Raw genomic sequence first — 17,300 nt, 5'->3', positions numbered from 1 at the left:
CGCTTGTGGGCCGCTTGGCCTCGATTGCAGCGAGCTTGTCGAAGGCATGCGGCACCGCCGTGGTCGATCGAGAGAGCTTCACACTCCGCACCTTCGACCCGGAGACAGGCGAGCCGAACGGACCCATCAGCGCGCACGACTTCGCGCGTGAGCTGATCCATGCCTTGGATCTCTGCGAGGACGCCCGGTGCTACGTTCCTCAAAGGCAGTGGCTAAACCGGCGACGTAGCTGTCCGGGGACCGCTGGTGGGCGTCCCCAGCCCCAAGGTTTGGCCCGCTGGTTGAGCTGGGCGGTGGCGATGCGGGCGGGGACGCGGGGGTCAGCGGAAGAGGGCGCTGTAGGCGTTGACGGCGGGCTGCCCGCCCAGGTGGGCGTAGAGCACGTTGGAGTCCGGGCCGATCTCACCGCTGCCGACCAGGTCGATGAGCCCGGCCATGGACTTGCCCTCGTACACCGGGTCGATGATCATTCCTTCCAGGCTGCCGGTGAGCCGCATCGCCTCCAGCGTCGAGGAGACCGGGATGCCGTAGAGGTCACCGGCCCAGCCCTCCAGCACGGTGATCTCGTCCTCCCGCAGGTCACGCCCGAGACCGATCAGCTCGGCGGTGTTGCGGGCGATCCTCTCCACCTGCGCCCGGGTCGCCTCGATCTTGGCGGAGGCGTCGATGCCGATCACCCGGCGGGGACGGTCCTGGCCGGCGAACCCGGCGATCATCCCGGCGTGGGTGGAACCGGTGACGCTGCAGACGATGATCGTGTCGAAGAACACGCCGAGCTCCCGCTCCTGCTGCTGGACCTCGTAGGCCCAGTTGGCGAAGCCGAGGCCGCCGAGGCGATGGTCGGAGGCCCCCGCCGGGATCGCGTAGGGCACGCCACCCGCCTGGCGCACCTCCGCGAGAGCCTGCTCCCAGCTGTCCCTGAAGCCGATGTCGAACCCCTCGTCGACCAGCCGCACCTCGGCACCCATGATCCGGGAGAGCAGGATGTTACCGACCCGGTCGTTGACCGAGTCGGGCCAGTCGACCCAGCTCTCCTGGACCAGCAGGGCCTTCAGCCCCAGCTTGGCCGCGACCGCCGCGACCTGCCGGGTGTGGTTGGACTGCACGCCGCCGATGGAGACCAGGGTGTCGGCGCCCTGGGCGAGTGCCTCGGGGATCAGGTATTCCAGCTTGCGGGTCTTGTTGCCGCCGAAGGCGAGACCGCTGTTGCAGTCCTCCCGCTTGGCCCAGATACGCGCTCCGCCCAGGTGCGCGGTGAGCCGGTCGAGCGGGTGCACCGGGCTCGGCCCGAACAGCAGGGGATAGCGGGGAAAGTCCGCGAGGGACATGTCGTACTCCTTGGGTTTCCGGGGCGATTCAGCTTGAAAGTCCCCACGCGCCGCCGGCCGCGTCCCCGGTCGCCGAGTCCAGCAGTGGTGCGAGGGTCTGCCAGTTGGCCCGCGCGGCCAGCGCGGCGCCGTCGGCGTCCCCGGCCGCGCACAGCGCGATGATCTCGTCGTGCATCTCCACGGATCCCCGGCCGGTGAGCGAGGAGAAGCGCAGCCGCTCGACCCGGCGCAGCGCGGGGGTGACCTGCTCGAGCACCGACCTGACCACGTTGTTCGCGCACGCCGTGACGGCGACCTGGTGGAAATCGTCGTCGGCGGCCAGCGCCCCGTCGACGTCACCGCGCCGCAGCGCCACCGCGAACCGCTCGTTGGCCTGACGCATCAGGTCGAGTTCCTCGCCCGACAGCACCGGCACCGCTTCGCGTACGGCCAGTTCGTGCATGGCCGCGGCGACGGACTGGGCGTTGCGGGTCTCCCTGTCGTCCAGCGGGCTGACGATGGTGAACCGGCCCGGTTTCGTCTGCACGAGACCTGCCTGTTCGAGACGGGCCAGTGCCTCGCGGATCGGCGTGCGGCTGATGCCCAGCCAGCTGATCAGATCGGCGTCGTTGAGACGTTCGCCGGGCGCGAGGGTGCCGTCGACGATCGCGTCGCGGAGGACGCGGTAGGCGTCCTCCCGCAGCAGGGACCTGGCGACGAGACCTTGGTTCTTCGGGACCGGCATGCAAAATATTGCACATCACACTTTGCGTATTGTCAATCGGCCCCGAACGCCGGACGCGCCTCACCAGGACCGAAAGACCACCGATGAAGGACTTCCGACCCTCACCCCGGGACGCGTCCCGCTGTCCAATGGAGGAGAGGCCTTCCCCCTTCGAGGAGGAAACGATGCGCGTGAAGGTGAACGAGGTCATGACGCGAGCTGTCGCGTCGGTCAACGGCAGCACGCCGTTCAAGGACGTCGCCGAGGTGCTCATCGCCCACGGGGTGAGCGCGGTGCCGGTCGTCGACGCCGAGAACCACGTCCTCGGCGTCGTCTCGGAGGCGGACCTGCTGGCCAAGGAGGAGTTCAAGGAGCAGTACTACCGCGAGGGCTACCGGCCGCCGCTGCGCGCCCGGCTGCGGTACCGGCTCAGCCGGGAGGGGCGTTCCGCCCAGGAGAAGGCCCGGGGCGACACCGCGGCCGAGCTGATGACCGCGCCCGCCGTCACCATCACCCCGAACGCCCCGGTGGTGTCGGCGATGCGACTGATGGACGAGCGCGGCGTCAAACGCCTGCCGGTGGTCGACCGTGAGGGCAGGCTGGAGGGCATCGTCAGCCGCCAGGACCTGCTCAAGGTGTTCCTGCGCACGGACGACGAGATCGCCCGCGAGATCAGGGAGGACGTCCTCGATCACTCCCTGTGGGTGGACACCTCCCAGGTGAAGGTCACCGTCAAGCAGGGCATCGCGAAGCTGAGCGGTCACATGGCACGGCACAGTGACGCGCTGATCGCGGCCCGGATGGCGCTGCGGGTCCACGGGGTGGTCGACCTGATCGACGAACTGGAGTGGGACGAGGACGACACCCCCGCGTGGCAGGGCCGGTAGGAGTACCCACCCGGACGTCACGTCGGCGACCGGGGCCGGCGGCGCCTGGAACCTGCCTCCTCATCAGCGGGCACGGAGAAGCCGCCCGCGCCGACCAGCGGCGCGGGCGGCTTCTCCGTGCCCGCACCGGCCCGCCGGGAGGCGAGCCACGCCCCGGACGACAGCTGGAACGTTCCCCGGAAGATCAAGCGATTCCGGGCATTGCATCGCGCGGACCTGAAGCCATACTGTGCGAAACAACGTTTCCATTTTTGCGAAACGGTGTTTCCATTTTCTCTGCCCGGAACCCGTGAAGGGGTGCCTCTTGACGCGTATCGATCAAGGCGTGATCTAACCCCGCGCTCGCCCCGGCCGGTGCGTTCACGACCGTGCCGGACGGCGTCATCCCGGGTTTCGGGAGCATCGCCGGATCTGCCGGCCCCGCCGGGCCGGTACCACCCCCCACCGAGCACACAGGGAGAAAAGTGAAGGTCAACGTCAACAGACGTCCCCGGAGGATCATGGCCGCGTTCGCCGCCGTGATCGGCGTGCTCCTGACGACCACGATCATGGCCGCCCCGGCCGCGCAGGCCGCCACGGCGTGCGGCGGCTACTCCTCGAGCACCACCACGTGTGTCACCGACTCCACGACCATCGCGGGAACCTCGTACAACCTGACCTGGTACCTGCCGAACGGCACCGCCACGGCCCTGATGCTCGCCCAGCACGGATTCAGCCGCAACTGCTCGCATCTGCGCAACACCAGCAAGGCGATCGCCGAGAAGGGCGTCATGGTGTTCTGCGTGGACGCCGACATGAGCAACGGCAACCCCGCACTGGGCAACCAGCTCGGCGACCTGCTCGGCTCTCGCGCGATCACCCCGCCGAACGGCAAGGCCCTGCCGGTGAAGTACATCGTCGGCGGGCACTCGGCCGGTGGCCACTTCGCGAGCGTCGTCGGCGCCCGCCTGGCCGGCAACGGCTACTCGAACCTGAAGGGCGCGATCCTCTTCGACGCGGTGGCCGCCTCGGGCTTCACCGAGAACCTCCTCGCCGTCTCGGCCGGCAACACCCGCCCCGTCCTCCAGATCGCGGCGCGGCCGAGCGTCATCAACCTGTTCAACAACTCCTTCGGCGCGCTGGCGGCGCTCGGGTCGAACTTCGTCGGCATCCAGCTCGTATGGACCAAGTACACCCTGGGCATCCCCTCCGGCGGCAGCTGCCACATCGACTCCGAGGGCGAGAACACCGACGCGATCGGCATCCTCGGCGCCACCTGCTCCCCCAACGCCACGCAGACCTCCTGGCTGCGGGACTTCGCCTCGACCTGGGCGCGGGACCTCGCGACCGGCTCGTACACCGCCTCCCACTACTGCACCGACTCCGACAACCTCTCGACGTGCGGCACCAAGGCCAACGTCGTCCTCGGCGGCGGCCTGCCGCTCGCGGCGGTCATCCCGAACTCCTGACACCGGGATCCGCCAGACATGAACGGTGCCGCCGGACGGAAACGGTCCGGCGGCACCGTGCGTCGAAGGGCCCCGTTCGAAAGGGGCCGGCTCTCCCCGGCCCGCCCCCCTTTCCCATCGTGTTTCGGACACTGTAACTTCGTTTCCAAACTTGACGATTAAGGGAGTGTTGAGTGGGACCTCATCCGCACGGCTGGTGGATCGTGCTCCACCTGGTGCTGTTCGTCTTCTGGCTGGGCGGGGACCTGGGCGTCTTCTACTCCAGCAGATCCGTGCTGAATCCGGCACTGACCCCCGCCGCTCGCGCCACCGCACTGAAGATCATGAGCGGCCTGGACCTCGGCCCGAAGATCTGCCTGGTGCTCTTCCTGCCCAGCGGGGTGACGCTCATGGCGCTCGAACCGCACGGGGCCGAACTCTTCGGCGTGCGCCTCTTCCCGCTCTGGTCGGTCCTGCTCGTCTGGGCCTTCGCCGCCCTCTGGCTGGTGCTGACCGTGGCCGACCACCGCACCCACGGCCGATTCCCCCGGGTACGGCAGGCCGACTGGGCGATCCGGATCGCGCTGGTCGCCGCGATCGTCGGGGCGGCGGGCTACACCCTGCTGGCCGACCGTCCCTTCGGGGTGGACACGAACCCCCGATGGCTGGGGGCCAAGCTGCTGCTCTACGCGCTGGCCCTCGCGGCCGGACTGGGCATCCGGCTCAAACTCCGCGCCTTCGGCCCCGCCTTCGGCACCCTTGTCAGCACGGGATCGACTCCGGAGGTGGAGCGCACGTTGCGCGGCTCCGTCGACGGGTGCCTGCCCTATGTCTGGGTGATCTGGGGCAGCGTGCTCGCGGCGGCCGTGTCGGGCGTGTTCAAACCGGGGGCGCTTCTCTGAGGGCGCCCCGCGCTCGCCCCGCCTCACCGTGACGGCTCCGGGAGAGAACCCGGCCGGCACGGGGGGCGGGGCACCTCACCGCCGCGGACGAATCAGCGGCGGTGACCGAGCTGGGCCGAAAGACGGTCGGCGGCCTCGACCACCAGGGGCGCCGACTCCTGCAGGTGTGACTTGAACCGGGTGCTCGGCCCGGACACGCCGATCGCCGCGATCACGCCGCCGCCATGGTCGAACACGGGGGCGGCGATCGATGTGGCGCCCTCCTGCCGCTCACCGTAGGAGGTGGCGTAACCCCGGCGCCGGATCGCGGCCAGCTCGGTGTGGAGCTTGGCCGGATCGGTGATCGTCTTGTCCGTGAGCGCCTCCAGGCCGTGCCGGCTCAGGTAGCCCTCGACCTCCTCCTCACGCAGGAACGCCAGGATGGCCTTGGAGGGACCACCGGCGTGCAGCGGGTAGGGGATGCCGAGCGAGACCTCTATCCGCAACTCCTGCTCGGGGACCACCTGCTCCACATAGAGGCGGGTGTCACCACGCCGTACCGACAGCGTGGCGGTCTCCTTCGTGCGGGCCGCCAGCCCGCGCAGCTCGGGGCCCGCCATGGCGCGCAGGTCGGTGCGGGCCAGATAGGCCCGGCCGAGCGCGATCGCGGCGTGCCCCAGTGAGTAGCGCCTGGTGACCGGGTCGGCCGCGATGAGCTCGCGGCTGCGCAGCGCGGTCAGGATACGGTGCACGGCCGCCTTGGTCAGGCCGAGCTCCGCGGCGATCTCGGTCACCCCCAGATCCGGACGGTTGCTGCGCCCGAACAGCAGCAGCACGTCCATCGCGCGTTCCACCGCCGCGATCGACCGGCTCTGGCCGTCGCCCTCGTCCGCAGCATCCGCCGGTCTCACGCTGGTCCTCGCTGACACCCGGCCCTCCTCTCCTCTTCGCAGGAGTCCACTCTACGGCGAGAGATTTCCCCATTGGAAACACGATCAGCTCCGCCTGGAAACACGGTCACCCCCGCGTTGACACCGGCCACGCAATCTCGTTACCTTCAGCGGTACAACGTTTCCAACAGTGAAACAGCGAGGGGCAGTGGCTACTGACGGTGTTTCCTTCCGCGCGGTGCTGGCGCAGTGGCCGAGCGGCGTGGTCATCGTGACGACCGGCACCGCCGGCGGCGAGTGGCACGGCATGACGGCCAGTTCGTTCTCCAGCGTCAGCGTGGATCCGCCGATGGTCCTGGTCTGTCTCGCGAAGACCAGCCGGACCCACCGCCTGGTCGAGGAACGGGGAACGTTCGCCGTGAGCATCCTCGGCAGGGACCAGGCGGCGCTCGGCCGCCGGTTCGCCGGGCAGGAGCCCGCGCCGGACGGCCTGTTCGCCGACGCGCACTGGGGCACGTGGGTGACCGGCTCCCCGGTGCTCGCCGACTCGATCGGCTGGCTCGACTGCCGGGTCGCGCACGCCTACCCGGGCGGCGATCACACGATCTTCGTCGGCGAGGTGCTGGCCGCGGACACGCCCCGGCGGGTGGCTCCCGTGCTGTTCCACTCCAGGGCCTGGGGCCAGCTCGCCGACCCGCTTCCCGACGAGGTCGCCGTCGCCGACACCGGCCTGCTGTCGATCCTGCGCACCCGCGGCTACGAGGAGGCCCGGCTGGCCAGGATCTCCCGCGCGCTGCGCGCCGCGGGCACCAGGGTCCGGCTGTTCGACCCGTACGGCGATCCGCTTCCCGCCGACGACCTCGACCCGGTCACGGCCTCCGCGTTGATCGCGGAACCCACCCGGGTCCAGTCCGCCGTTCGCGCGGGTGCCGGGGTGGTCGAGTTCGTCGTCTCGGCGGAGGAGTACAGCGCCTCCGCCGCACGTGCGGGCGCCGGCCCGCCGGCCCTGGAGAGCGCGGCCGCGACCGTGGAGGCCGCCCGGCGGGCGGGTCTGACGACGGTCGCGCACATAACCGAGTCCTTCGCCGAGGATCGCGCGGAGGCCGTCGTGTCCGCGGTCGGACGGCTGGCGGACCTCGGCTGCGACGAGATCGGGCTGGAGGAGGGCAGGCTCCCCGCCTCCCCGCTGCGGGTGCGCGAACTCCTGCGGGACGCCTCCGCCTCGGCCCGGTCCGCCGTCCTGCGAGTCCGCCTGCGAGAGCGGAACGGGATCGGCATGGTCAACGCGCTGGTCGCGATGAAGAGCGGGGTAGGACACTTCGACACCACGCTCGGCGGAGTGGACGGCTCACTCCCCGGGGAGGACGTGCTCTTCCTGGCCTCCCAGCTGGAGGTCGCCAGCTCCGTCGACCGTACCGCCCTGGTCGCCGGCGCCACCGAGCTGGAGAGCTCCTGGGGTTCTCCCCTGCCCGGACGCACCTACCGATTCGTCAGTTGAACCCGTACCACCCGACTCCACCTGCCTGAGGGGGCACAACGTGACCGACAAGCTGACCGGCGAACGTCTCGTCGACGACATGACCGATGCCGAGCGCGCCCGCGCCGCCCGGGTCGAGGCGGTGCTGCCCGCGCTGCGCGCCGCCGCGGCCAAGGCCGACGAGGACGGCCTGTTCCCGATCGAGCACCTCGCGCTGTTGCGCGAGGCCGGGCTGCTCGGGCTGGTGGTTCCCGAGGAGTACGGCGGGCTCGGCGGCACGCTGCGCGACCTGGCCGCGGCCACCTTCGCGATGGGTACGGCGTGCCCGTCCACGGCACTGGCCTACTTCTTCCACAACACCAGCGCCTCCCGGGGGCTGCTGCCGCTGGAGGCGATCGAGGCGGGCCTGTTCACCGATGAGGAGGTCCCCGTGGTGCGGGCCTTCGCCGAGAAGGTGCTGACCCGGATGGCGTCCGGGACGTGGCTGGCCAACTTCGCCTCGGAGTCGGTCAAGAGCTCCGGCGCCAACATCACCATCGCCACCACCGCCCGCCGTACCGAGGGCGGCTGGGTCCTGGTAGGCGAGAAGTCCTTCGGCTGCGCCACCGGGGTGGCCGACTACTACCTGACCACCGCCAAGCTGGAGGGGTACGACACGGCCGAGGGCCTGGTCACCTTCTTCGTGCCGCGTGACGCGCCGGGGGTCTCCGCCCGCGCGCCGTGGGACGGTCTGGGCATGCGGGCCACGGCCAACAACGGCATCCGGCTCGACGGCGTGTTCATCCCCGACGACGAGGCGCTGACGATCCCCGGGGCGTTCACCCGGATGCTGCAGATGAGCCGGGGCAGCTTCGTCGGCAACCAGCTGGCCATCTCCGCCGCCTACACCGGGTGCGCGCAGAACGTCTACGACGTCGTGGTCGAGGAGCTCACCAAGAAGACCTTCGCCGACACCGGGCGGCCGATCGCCTCCAGCCCGATGCACCAGGTGCTGTTCGGCGACATGACGGTGAACCTGGAGACCGCCTACCTGTGGCTCCGCCGCCAGCTGCAACTGGAGACCGCCGAGCCGCCGCTGCGGTCCAAGCCCGAGGTGTTCCGGCAGTGGCGGATGGGCAAGGGCTCGGTCACCGAGGCGTGCTTCCAGGTCGCCCTCGGCGCGTTCAAGGCCTCCGGCACCTCCGGCGCGATGATGGGCGGCGTGGTCGGCCGCGCCCTGCGCGATCTCGCGATGGGGCTGGTGATGACCTTCCCCGCCGAACGCGGCAAACTTGAGGCCGCCCAGATGGTCACCCAGGCCAAGGAGAACGAACTGTTCGCCACCGCGGACCGTCCGTGACACGACCGGGCGCACCCGAGAGCAGCCCTGGAGCATCCATGATCGACATTCCCGAAGTCCAGGACCTGGTCGACGGCACCTGGACCACCTGTACCGACGACCTGGGCTTCGACCTGGAGGACCCCGCGACGGGCAAGCCGGTGACCCGGGCGGTGGGCACCTCCGCCGCCCGGGTCGGCGCGGCGCTCACCGCGGCCGAGAACACGTCGGCCTCCTGGGCGGCGACCTCGCCTGAACGCCGGGCCGAGATCCTCGGCTCCGCCGCCGACGCGCTCGAAGCGCGGATCCCGGCGATCGTCGCCCTGGAGTCCTTCGCCACCGGCGTGCCGATCCGCCAGACCGCCCCGCTGGGAATGATCATCGGGGGCGCGTTCCGGCTGGCCGCGGGACAACTGCGCGAGGGCCTGCTGCTCAGCACCGAGACCCGTGAGGACGGCCGCACGGTGGAGGTGCACCGGCTTCCCCTGGGCCCCGCCCTGTGCCTGGTGCCGTGGAACGCCCCCGCGCCGATGGCGGCGCACAAGACCGCCAGCGCGCTCGCCGCCGGCTGCCCGGTGATCCTCAAGGTGAGCGAATACGCCCCCTACGGCTCCCAGCTGCTCGCCCGGGTCCTGCATGAGACGCTCCCCCCGGGTGTCTTCCAGCTCGTCCAGGGCGGCCCGCGGACGGGCGAGCGGCTGGTCGGCGACCCGCGCGTCCGCGCGGTCTCCTTCACCGGCGGCCTGGCCGGGGGCCGGTCGGTCGCCGCCGCCTGCGCCGCCGGCCTGCGCCCGGCCCAGCTGGAACTCGGCGGCAACAACCCCCTGGTGGTCCTGCCCGACGCCGACACCGAGACCGCCGCCCGGGCCGCGGCCGACCTGCTCACCACGCTCAACGGCCAGTGGTGCCGGGCACTGGGCCGCCTCATCGTGCCCCGCGACCGCCTCGGCGAGCTCGTCGAGGCCGTCGGCGAGCGGCTGCGCGCGCTGCGCGCCGGCCCCCCGCTGGAGGAGGAGACGGACTTCGGCCCGCTGATCCACTCCGTCCATCTGCGGCGGGTCCGCGACGCGATCGCCGCCGCGGGCGGCCGGGCCGTGTCGTACGGGACCGTACCGGAGGACGGCAACTTCCTGGCCCCCACACTGATCACCGGCACCGACCTCACCGACGAGATCTTCGGCCCCGCCGCGGCGGTCGTCCCCTACGACACCGTGGACGAGGCGGTCGGCCTGGCCAACGCCACGCCGTACGGGCTGGAGGGGTACGTCGTGGGAACGGACGAGGAGCGGGCCCTCACGGTCGCCCGGCGTGTCCGGGCCGGCGAGGTGAAGGTCAACGGCTCCAGCGTCATGAGCCTGCACCTGTCCACCCCGCGCCCGGCCTGGGGCCTGTCCGGCCTGGGCGAGGAGGGCACCCACGAGACCCTCCGTTTCTTCACGGGCGCCAGAGTCGTCGGGGTGGAGGGCGGCTTCGCCCTCCACGGAAGACGGCGACCGTGAGGAGTGTGCCGCCGGCCGGGACAGGCCCGGTGGGCCCTGCCACGGCGCTCGCGCCGGCCGAGCTGACGGCCGCGCGAGCGCGCCCGCCGCGCACCGGCCTGATCTCCTCTCGTGACGCCCGCTGACCGGGGGCGGGGCGCCGTGCGGTCACGGGCCCGGGGCGGGCCCCCGTCTCGTCCGTACCACCGCGGGACAAGAGCCCGCGTAGGGAGATCCGATGCGTGAGACCGTGATCGTCAGGGAGAACCCGGCTCGCGTCGACGAGCTCGTCGGAAGCGTGCCGGTCACGGACCCCACCGGGGTGGACGAGGTCGTCCGCCGGGCCGACGACGCGTTCCGCGAGTGGTCGCGGATCCCGGTCGCGGAGCGGGTCGCCACCCTGCGGCACGCCGCCGACGCCGTGTCCGCCCGGCTGGAGGAGCTGGCGACACTGCTGGCCCGGGAGACCGGCAAGCCGCTGGCCGACTGTCACGGCGAGATCGGGTTCGCCGTCACCTTCCTGCGCTGGGCCTGCGACCGCGCCCCGGCGGCGCTGGCCTCCCTGGAGGTCGACGACGACGCCGGGCGGCTGGTGGTGCGGCGCAAGCCGTACGGGGTGGTGGGCTGCGTGACCCCGTGGAACGCCCCGATCATCCTGGCGATGCTCAAGCTGGGGCCCGCGCTGGTGGCGGGCAACACGGTCGTGCTCAAGCCCGCCCCGCTGGCACCGCTGACCGTCACCGAGATCACGGCCATGCTGCCCGCCGCCTGGGTGATCCACGGCGGCGCGGAGACCGGCCGCGCGCTGGTCGGTCACCGGCTCGTCCGCAAGGTGGCGTTCACCGGCGGTGAGGCCGCCGGGCGGGAGATCGCCGCGACGGCCGGGGCGATGATCACCCCCTCGGTGCTGGAGCTGGGCGGCAACGACCCGGCGGTCTTCCTGCCGGACTACACGCTGACCGACGCCGACTACGAGCGGCTGGTCATGGCCTCGTTCGCGACCAGCGGGCAGGTGTGCATGGCGGCCAAGCGGCTGTACGTACCGCGGGCGCGGAGCGCGGAGTTCACCGAGGCGTACGTCGCGGCGGCCGAACGCGTCCTGGTGGTCGGCGACCCCCTGGATCCGGAGGTCACCATGGGGCCGGTCATCTCGGCCACCGCGGCCTCCCGGATCCGCGCGCTGGTGGCGACCTCGGTGGCCGTCGGAGGCGGGAGGGCGGTGCCGCTGGGCCGATCCGCCCCCGGCCATGACCCGGGATCAGGATATTTCGTGACTCCGCAGCTGGTCATCGGCCTGGACGATCACGCGCCGCTGGTGGCCGACGAGCAGTTCGGCCCGGCGGTACCGCTGCTCGTCTACGACGACGAGGACGAGGTCCTGGCCCGCGCCAACGCGGGCGAGCTGGGCCTGGGCGCCTCCGTCTGGTCCGCCGACGAGGAGCGCGCCTTCGCGCTGGCGGACCGGTTCGAGGCCGGGTTCGTCTTCGTCAACACGCACAACCGCACCGGCATGTCGCTGCGCGCGCCCTTCGGCGGGGTCAAGCGCAGCGGCTACGGCCGCGAGTACGGCGAGGAGGGACTGCTGGAGTACGTCCAGTCCACGGTCGTCCACGCCCCGGCCGCGTTCCGTCCCGGCGGAGGCGGTATGGCCGCGGGCGCCTACCCCGGCTGACCACACCTTTCCGAAGACAGGCCGCGAGCGCCCGGGGCGGCCCGGCGGGCATGCCCCCGCCGCGCCGCGGCCGTCCAGCGGTCTCCGCGTTCCCCGCGTTCCCCGCGGCCCGCACGGCCTCCGCGACCTCCGGCCATGACAGGTCATGACAGGTTGCGGATGTTCGAAGCGCACCGCGGGAGAAGTCCCAGGGATCTCCCCCAGCCACGGGGCCGCACCCCTTGACGATCTCCCAATCCCCTCCTAGGTTTCCTCTATCGTAACGGCGTATCTCATAGAGATACAGGAAAGGTGGCGTCGTGGAACTCACTCGCCGAAGGATCCTGCAGATGGGCGGGCTGGCTGCCGCGGCGCTCGCCACCGGGTGCGCGACCACGCCGAAGACGGCCGGAACGGGAACGGCCGCGGCGGGAGCGGCCGGCGCGCCGCTCGTCGTCGCCTCCCCGGCCCTGACCAACTCCCTCGACCCGGCCGCCGCGCTCTCCAATGTGGGAGCCACCTTCAGCGCCCAGGTCTACGAGCCGCTGCTCACGTTCGGCGCGGACGGCAAGCTGGAACCGGCTCTGGCCACCGCCTGGCGCGTGATCGACGAGCTCACGGTGGAGTTCACGCTCCGCCAGGGTGTGAAGTTCCACCGCGGCGGCGCCTTCGACGCCGCCGCGGTCAAGGCCAACGTCGATCGGCTGCTCTCCGGTGACCCGGCGTTCGCCTTCCGCGTCGGGCAGATGGGCACGCTCTCCGGCGCGGAGGTGGTCGGCCCGGACACCGTGCGGATCACGACGGACAAGCCTGACCCCATCCTGCTGAACCGGCTGGCCAGGCTGGCCATCACCGACCCGGCGATCTTCAAGGAGAAGCCGGGCAGCGTCGCCTCGGGCACCGGCCCCTTCAAGGTCACCGCCTACGCCCCGGCCAAGAGCATCGACCTGGAGGCGTTCCCCGACGCCTGGCGGAAGTCCGAGAGCGTCAAGTCCGCCCGCATCGTCTCCATCCCCGACCCGGGCACGCTGACCACCGCGCTGCGCACCGGCGAGATCGACGGCGCCTACGGCCTGCCGCCCTCGGTGGCGGCGGAGCTGGCCGGCTCGTTCGTCGTGAAGCCCGTCCCGGCCGGATCCTGCGCGATCCTGAGCATGATCGGCGAGGTGGAGCCCAAGCTGCGCGACAAGCGGGTGCGGCTGGCGCTCAACCTGGCCGTCAACAAGGAGGAGTTCGTCGCCTCCGGGCTGTCGGGCTACGGCGAGGTGCCCAACGGGCAGCTGCTCCAGCCCGGCTACCTCGGTCACGACCCCTCGCTGGAGGCCTTCCCGCACGACCCCGAGCGGGCCAGGGCCCTGCTCAAGGAGGCCGGCGCCGAGGGCCTGACCCTGAACATCGCCACCACCGCCCTCTTCAAGCAGCAGGCCGAGATCACCGCCGGCTACCTCGCCAAGGTCGGGATCAAGTGCGAGGTGGTCATCCAGGACCTGTCGAGCTTCATCACCTCGCTGCTGAAGAAGAGCGAGACCCCCCTGCTGTACTGGCAGACCGACTACGTCGACCTGCACGACATCTCCGGCGTCAACCGCCTCGGCCCGCAGCCCAAGGGTGTGCAGCGGCACGTGGAGGACGAGGAGTACATCAAGCTGTTCGCGAGCAGTCAGACCGAGATGGAGCCGGCCAAGCGGGAGACGATCATCAAGGCGATGGCCAAGCGGCTCCATGACGAGGCCGGGGTGGTCTTCCTGGCCTGGCCGCAGACGGTCTACGTGCACTCGTCCAAGTCCGACCTGACGCTCAACAGCGACGGCAACGTACTGCTCGCCGAATCCAGGAAGGGTGCATGAAGACAGACCGTACGGGCCCGCGCGTGCTGCGCGCGGGCGCGGTATGGCTGGTCCGGCTCGCCGTGACGGTGCTGGGTGTACTGACCCTGCTCTTCTTCCTGCTGCGTCTGTCCGGTGATCCCGCCGCGGTCCTCGTGGGCCCCGGCGGCACCCTGGAGGACATCGAACGGGTCCGCCGCGAGCTCGGCCTGGACCTGCCGCTGTGGACGCAGTACGGCGCGTTCCTCGGCGATGTCGCCCGGCTCGACTTCGGCGTCTCCGCCTACACGGGGGAGCCCGCCATCTCGGCGGTGCTGGTCCGGCTGCCGCTCACCCTGCAGGTCGTCGGTGCCACGCTCGCGCTCGCGCTGCTGATCGGCGTCCCGCTCGGCATGCTCGCCGCGGCCCGGGCCCGCCGTCCTTCCGGCCGGGCGATCACGGCGGGCGCGGCGGCCGCCCAGGCGGTCCCGAACTTCGTGCTCGGCATGCTGCTCCTGCTGGTCTTCGCGCTCTGGCTCGGCTGGCTGCCGAGCTACGGATCGGAGAGCCCGCTGCACTCGGTGCTCCCGACGTTGACCCTGGCCGCCTTCACCGTCGCCCGCGTCGTGCGGCTGGTGAGGGCTGGCCTGCTGGAGGCGCTCTCGCAGGACTTCATCCGGACGGTCCTGGCCAAGGGCGGCAGCCGCCTGCGCGTGCTGGCGCGACACGCGCTGCCCAACGCCTTCCCGCCGGTGCTCGCCTTCCTCGTGGTCGACAGCGCCTACCTGTTGTCCAGCACGGTGATCGTCGAACAGCTCTACGCCTACGACGGGATCGGCAAACAACTGGTGGACGCGATCTTTCAGCGGGACTACCCGATCGTGCAGGCGACGGTGTTCGTGGTGGCGGTACTGGTGGTCGCGGTCAGCGCGGTCGGCGACGTGCTCGGCGCGCTCGCCGACCCCAGGGTCAGAAGGGAGGCGGCCGGATGAGGCCGTCGGTGCGGATCGCGTTGGCGGGACTGGTGCTGATCGCGCTCGCCGTGGCGGTCGGGCCGCTCCTGCTCGGCGTGGACGCGCTGGAGCAGGATCTGCCGGCCAAACTGGCGCCGCCGTTCTGGATGGAGGGCGCGCTGGCCGGCCACCCCCTCGGCACCGACCAGCTCGGCCGCGATCTGCTGGCGCGCGTCCTGGTCGGCGGGCGGACCTCGCTGCTGGTGGGCTTCGCGGCCAGCACTCTGGCCTGCGCGGTGGGAATCGTGGTGGGGCTGCTCTCGGGCTACCTCGGCGGCTGGATCGACCGGTTGATCATGGGCCTGGGCGACCTGTGGATCGCCTTTCCCTTCCTGGTGCTGGCGATCGCGACCATCGGTGTCGTGGGCTCCTCGACCCCGATCCTGGTCACACTGCTCACCCTGGCCGGCTGGGTCACCTCGGCCAGGGTGACCCGGACGATCGTCAAGCAGGTCAGGGGAGAGGACTACGTGGCCGCCTCGGTCGGTGCGGGCGCCGGTCACCTGAGCGTGCTGACCCGGCATCTGCTGCCCGCGGTGGCCAGTGCCAACCTGGTGATGTGGACCTTCGTGGTCGGCACGATGGTGCTCGTCGAGGGCGGCCTGTCCTTCCTCGGTCTGGGCGTGCGTCCCCCCGCCCCCTCCTGGGGCACGATCCTCAGCGACGGGCGCGAACTGCTGGAGACGGCCTGGTGGATCCCGCTGTGGCCGGGACTGGCGCTCACCCTGACCGTGCTCCTGGTCAACCTGCTGGGCGACGGACTCCGTGACGCCCTCGATGTTCGGATGGACGACCATGCTTGAGGTGAAGGACCTGGTGGTGACCGCCGGCGGCGTGCGGATCGTGGACGGCGTCTCCTTCGAGGTACGGCCGGGCGAGGTGCTCGGCATGGTCGGCGAGTCGGGCTCCGGCAAGACGATGACCATGCTCGCGGTGGCCGGTCTGCTGTCCGGCCCCGCCAGGGTCGCCGGGGGGACGGCCGTCCTGGACGGCACCGAGCTCACCGAGGCCAGGCTCGAACGGCTCAGGGGACGCCGGATCGGCTTCGTCTTCCAGGACCCCGCGACGTCGCTCAACCCGCTCATGCGGGTCGGCACGCAGATCTCGGAGGTGCTGCGGATCCACGGCGTGAGTCGCGGCGAGGCGCGACGGCGGGCCGCGGAGCTGCTGGAGCAGGTCGGCCTCGGCCCGGAGCGGGCCGGGAGGTATCCGCACGAACTCTCCGGCGGGCAGCGGCAGCGGATCGTGATCGCGATGGCCATCGCACTCGGGCCGTCGCTGCTGATCGCGGACGAGCCCACCACCGCTCTGGACGTCACGGTCCAGGAGCAGGTCATGCAGGTGCTGCGTACCGCGCAGCGGGAGACGGGAGCGGCGACCGTGCTCGTCAGCCACGACCTCGGCCTCGTCGCCGAGGCCGCACACCGGATCGCGGTGATGTACGCCGGCCGCCTGGTCGAGACGGGAACCGTGGAGGAGGTCCTCGGCGCGCCCCGCCACCCCTACTCCGCCGCGCTCATGCGGTCCCGGCCGCGGGTCGGCACGGGCCGGGGGCCGCTGCCGGTGATCCCCGGGTATCCGCCCGCGCCGAAGTCACGACCACCCGGCTGCGCGTTCCATCCCCGCTGTCCCGTCGCGCTCGACCGCTGCGTGAAAGAGACCCCGCCGCTCGTCGGCGGCGTGGCCTGCTGGGCGGTGCAGGATGGCTGAACCGCTGCTCCGCGTCACGAACCTGCGCAAGAGCTACGGCGCGCTGCACGCGGTGGACGGTGTGACGTTCGAGGTCGACCGGGGCGAGACGCTCGCGATCGTGGGCGAGTCCGGCTGCGGGAAGTCGACGCTGGCCCGGTGCGTCGCGCGGCTGACGCAGCCCACCGGTGGGAGCGTGCGCCTGGACGGGGTGGAGCTGGCCCCCCTGTCACGGCGGCGGCTGCGCCCGCTGCGATCCCGTTTCCAGCTCGTCTTCCAGGATCCCTCGACCTCGCTGAATCCGCGCTGGACGGTCGGGGAGATCGTGCGGGAGCCGCTGCGCCTGCAGGGCGTGCGCGGGGACGTGCCCGGCCTGCTCGCGGAGGTGGGCCTGGACCCGGGACTCGCCGACCGCCACCCGCACCAGCTCTCCGGCGGGCAGCGACAGCGGGTGGGCATCGCGAGGGCGCTGGCCCTCTCCCCCGACCTGCTGGTGCTCGACGAGCCGGTCACCGCCCTGGACGTCTCGGTGCAGGCCCAGATCATCAACCTGCTGCTCCGGCTGCAGGAGGAGCGCGGCCTGGGCTACCTGTTCATCTCGCACGACCTGGCCGTGGTGAGCGCCGTCGCCCATCGGGTCGCGGTGATGCGCGCCGGCCGGCTGGTCGAGACAGGGCCGGCCGAGCAGGTGCTCGGCCGGCCCTCGCACGACTACACCAGGGCACTGGTCGCGGCCGTCCCCGGCACCTGACC

The 17,300-nt window shown here is 71.5% G+C and carries 15 protein-coding genes; 12 read left to right on the top strand and 3 right to left on the bottom strand.

The genetic code is table 11. The features are described 5' to 3' along the window. Window positions 1–320: 320 nt before the first annotated feature. Window positions 321–1,328: a 1-aminocyclopropane-1-carboxylate deaminase gene (locus ACFQVD_RS05895; RefSeq protein ID WP_343977987.1), complete on the bottom strand. Its 1,008-nt coding sequence runs from the start codon at window positions 1,326–1,328 to the stop codon at window positions 321–323. Window positions 1,329–1,356: 28 nt separating this feature from the next. Next, entirely contained in the window at window positions 1,357–2,052 is a 696-nt protein-coding gene (locus ACFQVD_RS05890; RefSeq protein WP_343977989.1) for a GntR family transcriptional regulator, read from the bottom strand. 164 nt (window positions 2,053–2,216) lie between these two features. Here ACFQVD_RS05890 and ACFQVD_RS05885 point away from each other — a divergent pair, with 164 nt between their 5' ends. The 3 genes from ACFQVD_RS05885 to ACFQVD_RS05875 all read left to right on the top strand — a co-directional run bounded on the left by ACFQVD_RS05885 (window position 2,217) and on the right by ACFQVD_RS05875 (window position 5,247). After that, the gene (locus ACFQVD_RS05885) at window positions 2,217–2,918 is read left to right on the top strand and encodes a CBS domain-containing protein (RefSeq protein WP_343977993.1); all 702 of its coding nucleotides are present in this window, start codon (window positions 2,217–2,219) and stop codon (window positions 2,916–2,918) included. Window positions 2,919–3,382: 464 nt separating this feature from the next. Next, a complete protein-coding gene (locus ACFQVD_RS05880) occupies window positions 3,383–4,366 on the top strand; it encodes a hypothetical protein (RefSeq protein WP_343977996.1) in 984 nt (327 codons plus the stop codon). A gap of 173 nt (window positions 4,367–4,539) precedes the next feature. Further along, complete coding sequence (locus ACFQVD_RS05875; RefSeq protein WP_343977999.1) at window positions 4,540–5,247, top strand: hypothetical protein; 708 nt, start codon at window positions 4,540–4,542, stop codon at window positions 5,245–5,247. Between the two features lie 92 nt (window positions 5,248–5,339). Here ACFQVD_RS05875 and ACFQVD_RS05870 read toward each other — a convergent pair whose 3' ends face one another. Then, on the bottom strand, window positions 5,340–6,155 hold the full coding sequence (locus ACFQVD_RS05870) for an IclR family transcriptional regulator (RefSeq protein ID WP_386270549.1): 816 nt from the start codon (window positions 6,153–6,155) through the stop codon (window positions 5,340–5,342). Between the two features lie 169 nt (window positions 6,156–6,324). On the opposite strand from ACFQVD_RS05870, the gene ACFQVD_RS05865 reads away from it, so the two are divergent. From ACFQVD_RS05865 to ACFQVD_RS05825, 9 genes are all read left to right on the top strand, one after another. Continuing rightward, window positions 6,325–7,614: a flavin reductase gene (locus ACFQVD_RS05865; RefSeq protein WP_343978005.1), complete on the top strand. Its 1,290-nt coding sequence runs from the start codon at window positions 6,325–6,327 to the stop codon at window positions 7,612–7,614. A 40-nt stretch (window positions 7,615–7,654) separates the two neighbouring features. Continuing rightward, window positions 7,655–8,932 carry an acyl-CoA dehydrogenase family protein gene (locus ACFQVD_RS05860; protein ID WP_343978008.1) on the top strand — a complete coding sequence of 426 codons (1,278 nt, stop codon included), beginning with the start codon at window positions 7,655–7,657 and terminating at the stop codon, window positions 8,930–8,932. Window positions 8,933–8,970: 38 nt separating this feature from the next. After that, a complete protein-coding gene (locus tag ACFQVD_RS05855; protein ID WP_364157959.1) occupies window positions 8,971–10,410 on the top strand; it encodes an aldehyde dehydrogenase family protein in 1,440 nt (479 codons plus the stop codon). 217 nt (window positions 10,411–10,627) lie between these two features. After that, window positions 10,628–12,061 (top strand): aldehyde dehydrogenase family protein, encoded by a 1,434-nt coding sequence (locus tag ACFQVD_RS05850; RefSeq protein WP_343963055.1) that lies wholly within the window; start codon window positions 10,628–10,630, stop codon window positions 12,059–12,061. Window positions 12,062–12,360: 299 nt separating this feature from the next. Beyond that, on the top strand, window positions 12,361–13,887 hold the full coding sequence (locus ACFQVD_RS05845) for an ABC transporter substrate-binding protein (RefSeq protein ID WP_343963056.1): 1,527 nt from the start codon (window positions 12,361–12,363) through the stop codon (window positions 13,885–13,887). Then, the gene (locus tag ACFQVD_RS05840) at window positions 13,884–14,837 is read left to right on the top strand and encodes an ABC transporter permease (protein WP_343963057.1); all 954 of its coding nucleotides are present in this window, start codon (window positions 13,884–13,886) and stop codon (window positions 14,835–14,837) included. Before ACFQVD_RS05845 ends, ACFQVD_RS05840 begins: the two co-directional genes overlap by 4 nt. Further along, entirely contained in the window at window positions 14,834–15,661 is an 828-nt protein-coding gene (locus ACFQVD_RS05835; RefSeq protein WP_343963058.1) for an ABC transporter permease, read from the top strand. Before ACFQVD_RS05840 ends, ACFQVD_RS05835 begins: the two co-directional genes overlap by 4 nt. Then, entirely contained in the window at window positions 15,654–16,568 is a 915-nt protein-coding gene (locus ACFQVD_RS05830) for an ABC transporter ATP-binding protein (protein WP_343963059.1), read from the top strand. Before ACFQVD_RS05835 ends, ACFQVD_RS05830 begins: the two co-directional genes overlap by 8 nt. Next, window positions 16,561–17,298, top strand: a complete 738-nt coding sequence (locus ACFQVD_RS05825) for an ATP-binding cassette domain-containing protein (protein ID WP_343963060.1) — start codon at window positions 16,561–16,563, stop codon at window positions 17,296–17,298. Before ACFQVD_RS05830 ends, ACFQVD_RS05825 begins: the two co-directional genes overlap by 8 nt. Window positions 17,299–17,300: the final 2 nt, after the last annotated feature.

Source organism: Streptosporangium amethystogenes subsp. fukuiense (genome assembly GCF_042665875.1).
GTDB classification, from domain to species: Bacteria; Actinomycetota; Actinomycetes; order Streptosporangiales; family Streptosporangiaceae; genus Streptosporangium; species Streptosporangium fukuiense.
The sequence above is the reverse complement of the archived record's forward strand: the minus strand, read 5'-3'. Positions and strand labels throughout refer to the sequence as shown.

Bases quoted from the DNA above. Each gene is read 5' to 3' on its own strand.
- ACFQVD_RS05855 (WP_364157959.1), top strand. From the start codon at position 8,971: ATGATCGACATTCCCGAAGTCCAGGACCTGGTCGACGGCACCTGGACC.
- ACFQVD_RS05825 (WP_343963060.1), top strand. From the start codon at position 16,561: ATGGCTGAACCGCTGCTCCGCGTCACGAACCTGCGCAAGAGCTACGGC.
- ACFQVD_RS05850 (WP_343963055.1), top strand. From the start codon at position 10,628: ATGCGTGAGACCGTGATCGTCAGGGAGAACCCGGCTCGCGTCGACGAG.
- ACFQVD_RS05885 (WP_343977993.1), top strand. From the start codon at position 2,217: ATGCGCGTGAAGGTGAACGAGGTCATGACGCGAGCTGTCGCGTCGGTC.
- ACFQVD_RS05830 (WP_343963059.1), top strand. From the start codon at position 15,654: ATGCTTGAGGTGAAGGACCTGGTGGTGACCGCCGGCGGCGTGCGGATC.
- ACFQVD_RS05840 (WP_343963057.1), top strand. From the start codon at position 13,884: ATGAAGACAGACCGTACGGGCCCGCGCGTGCTGCGCGCGGGCGCGGTA.
- ACFQVD_RS05835 (WP_343963058.1), top strand. From the start codon at position 14,834: ATGAGGCCGTCGGTGCGGATCGCGTTGGCGGGACTGGTGCTGATCGCG.
- ACFQVD_RS05895 (WP_343977987.1), bottom strand. From the start codon at position 1,328: ATGTCCCTCGCGGACTTTCCCCGCTATCCCCTGCTGTTCGGGCCGAGC.
- ACFQVD_RS05890 (WP_343977989.1), bottom strand. From the start codon at position 2,052: ATGCCGGTCCCGAAGAACCAAGGTCTCGTCGCCAGGTCCCTGCTGCGG.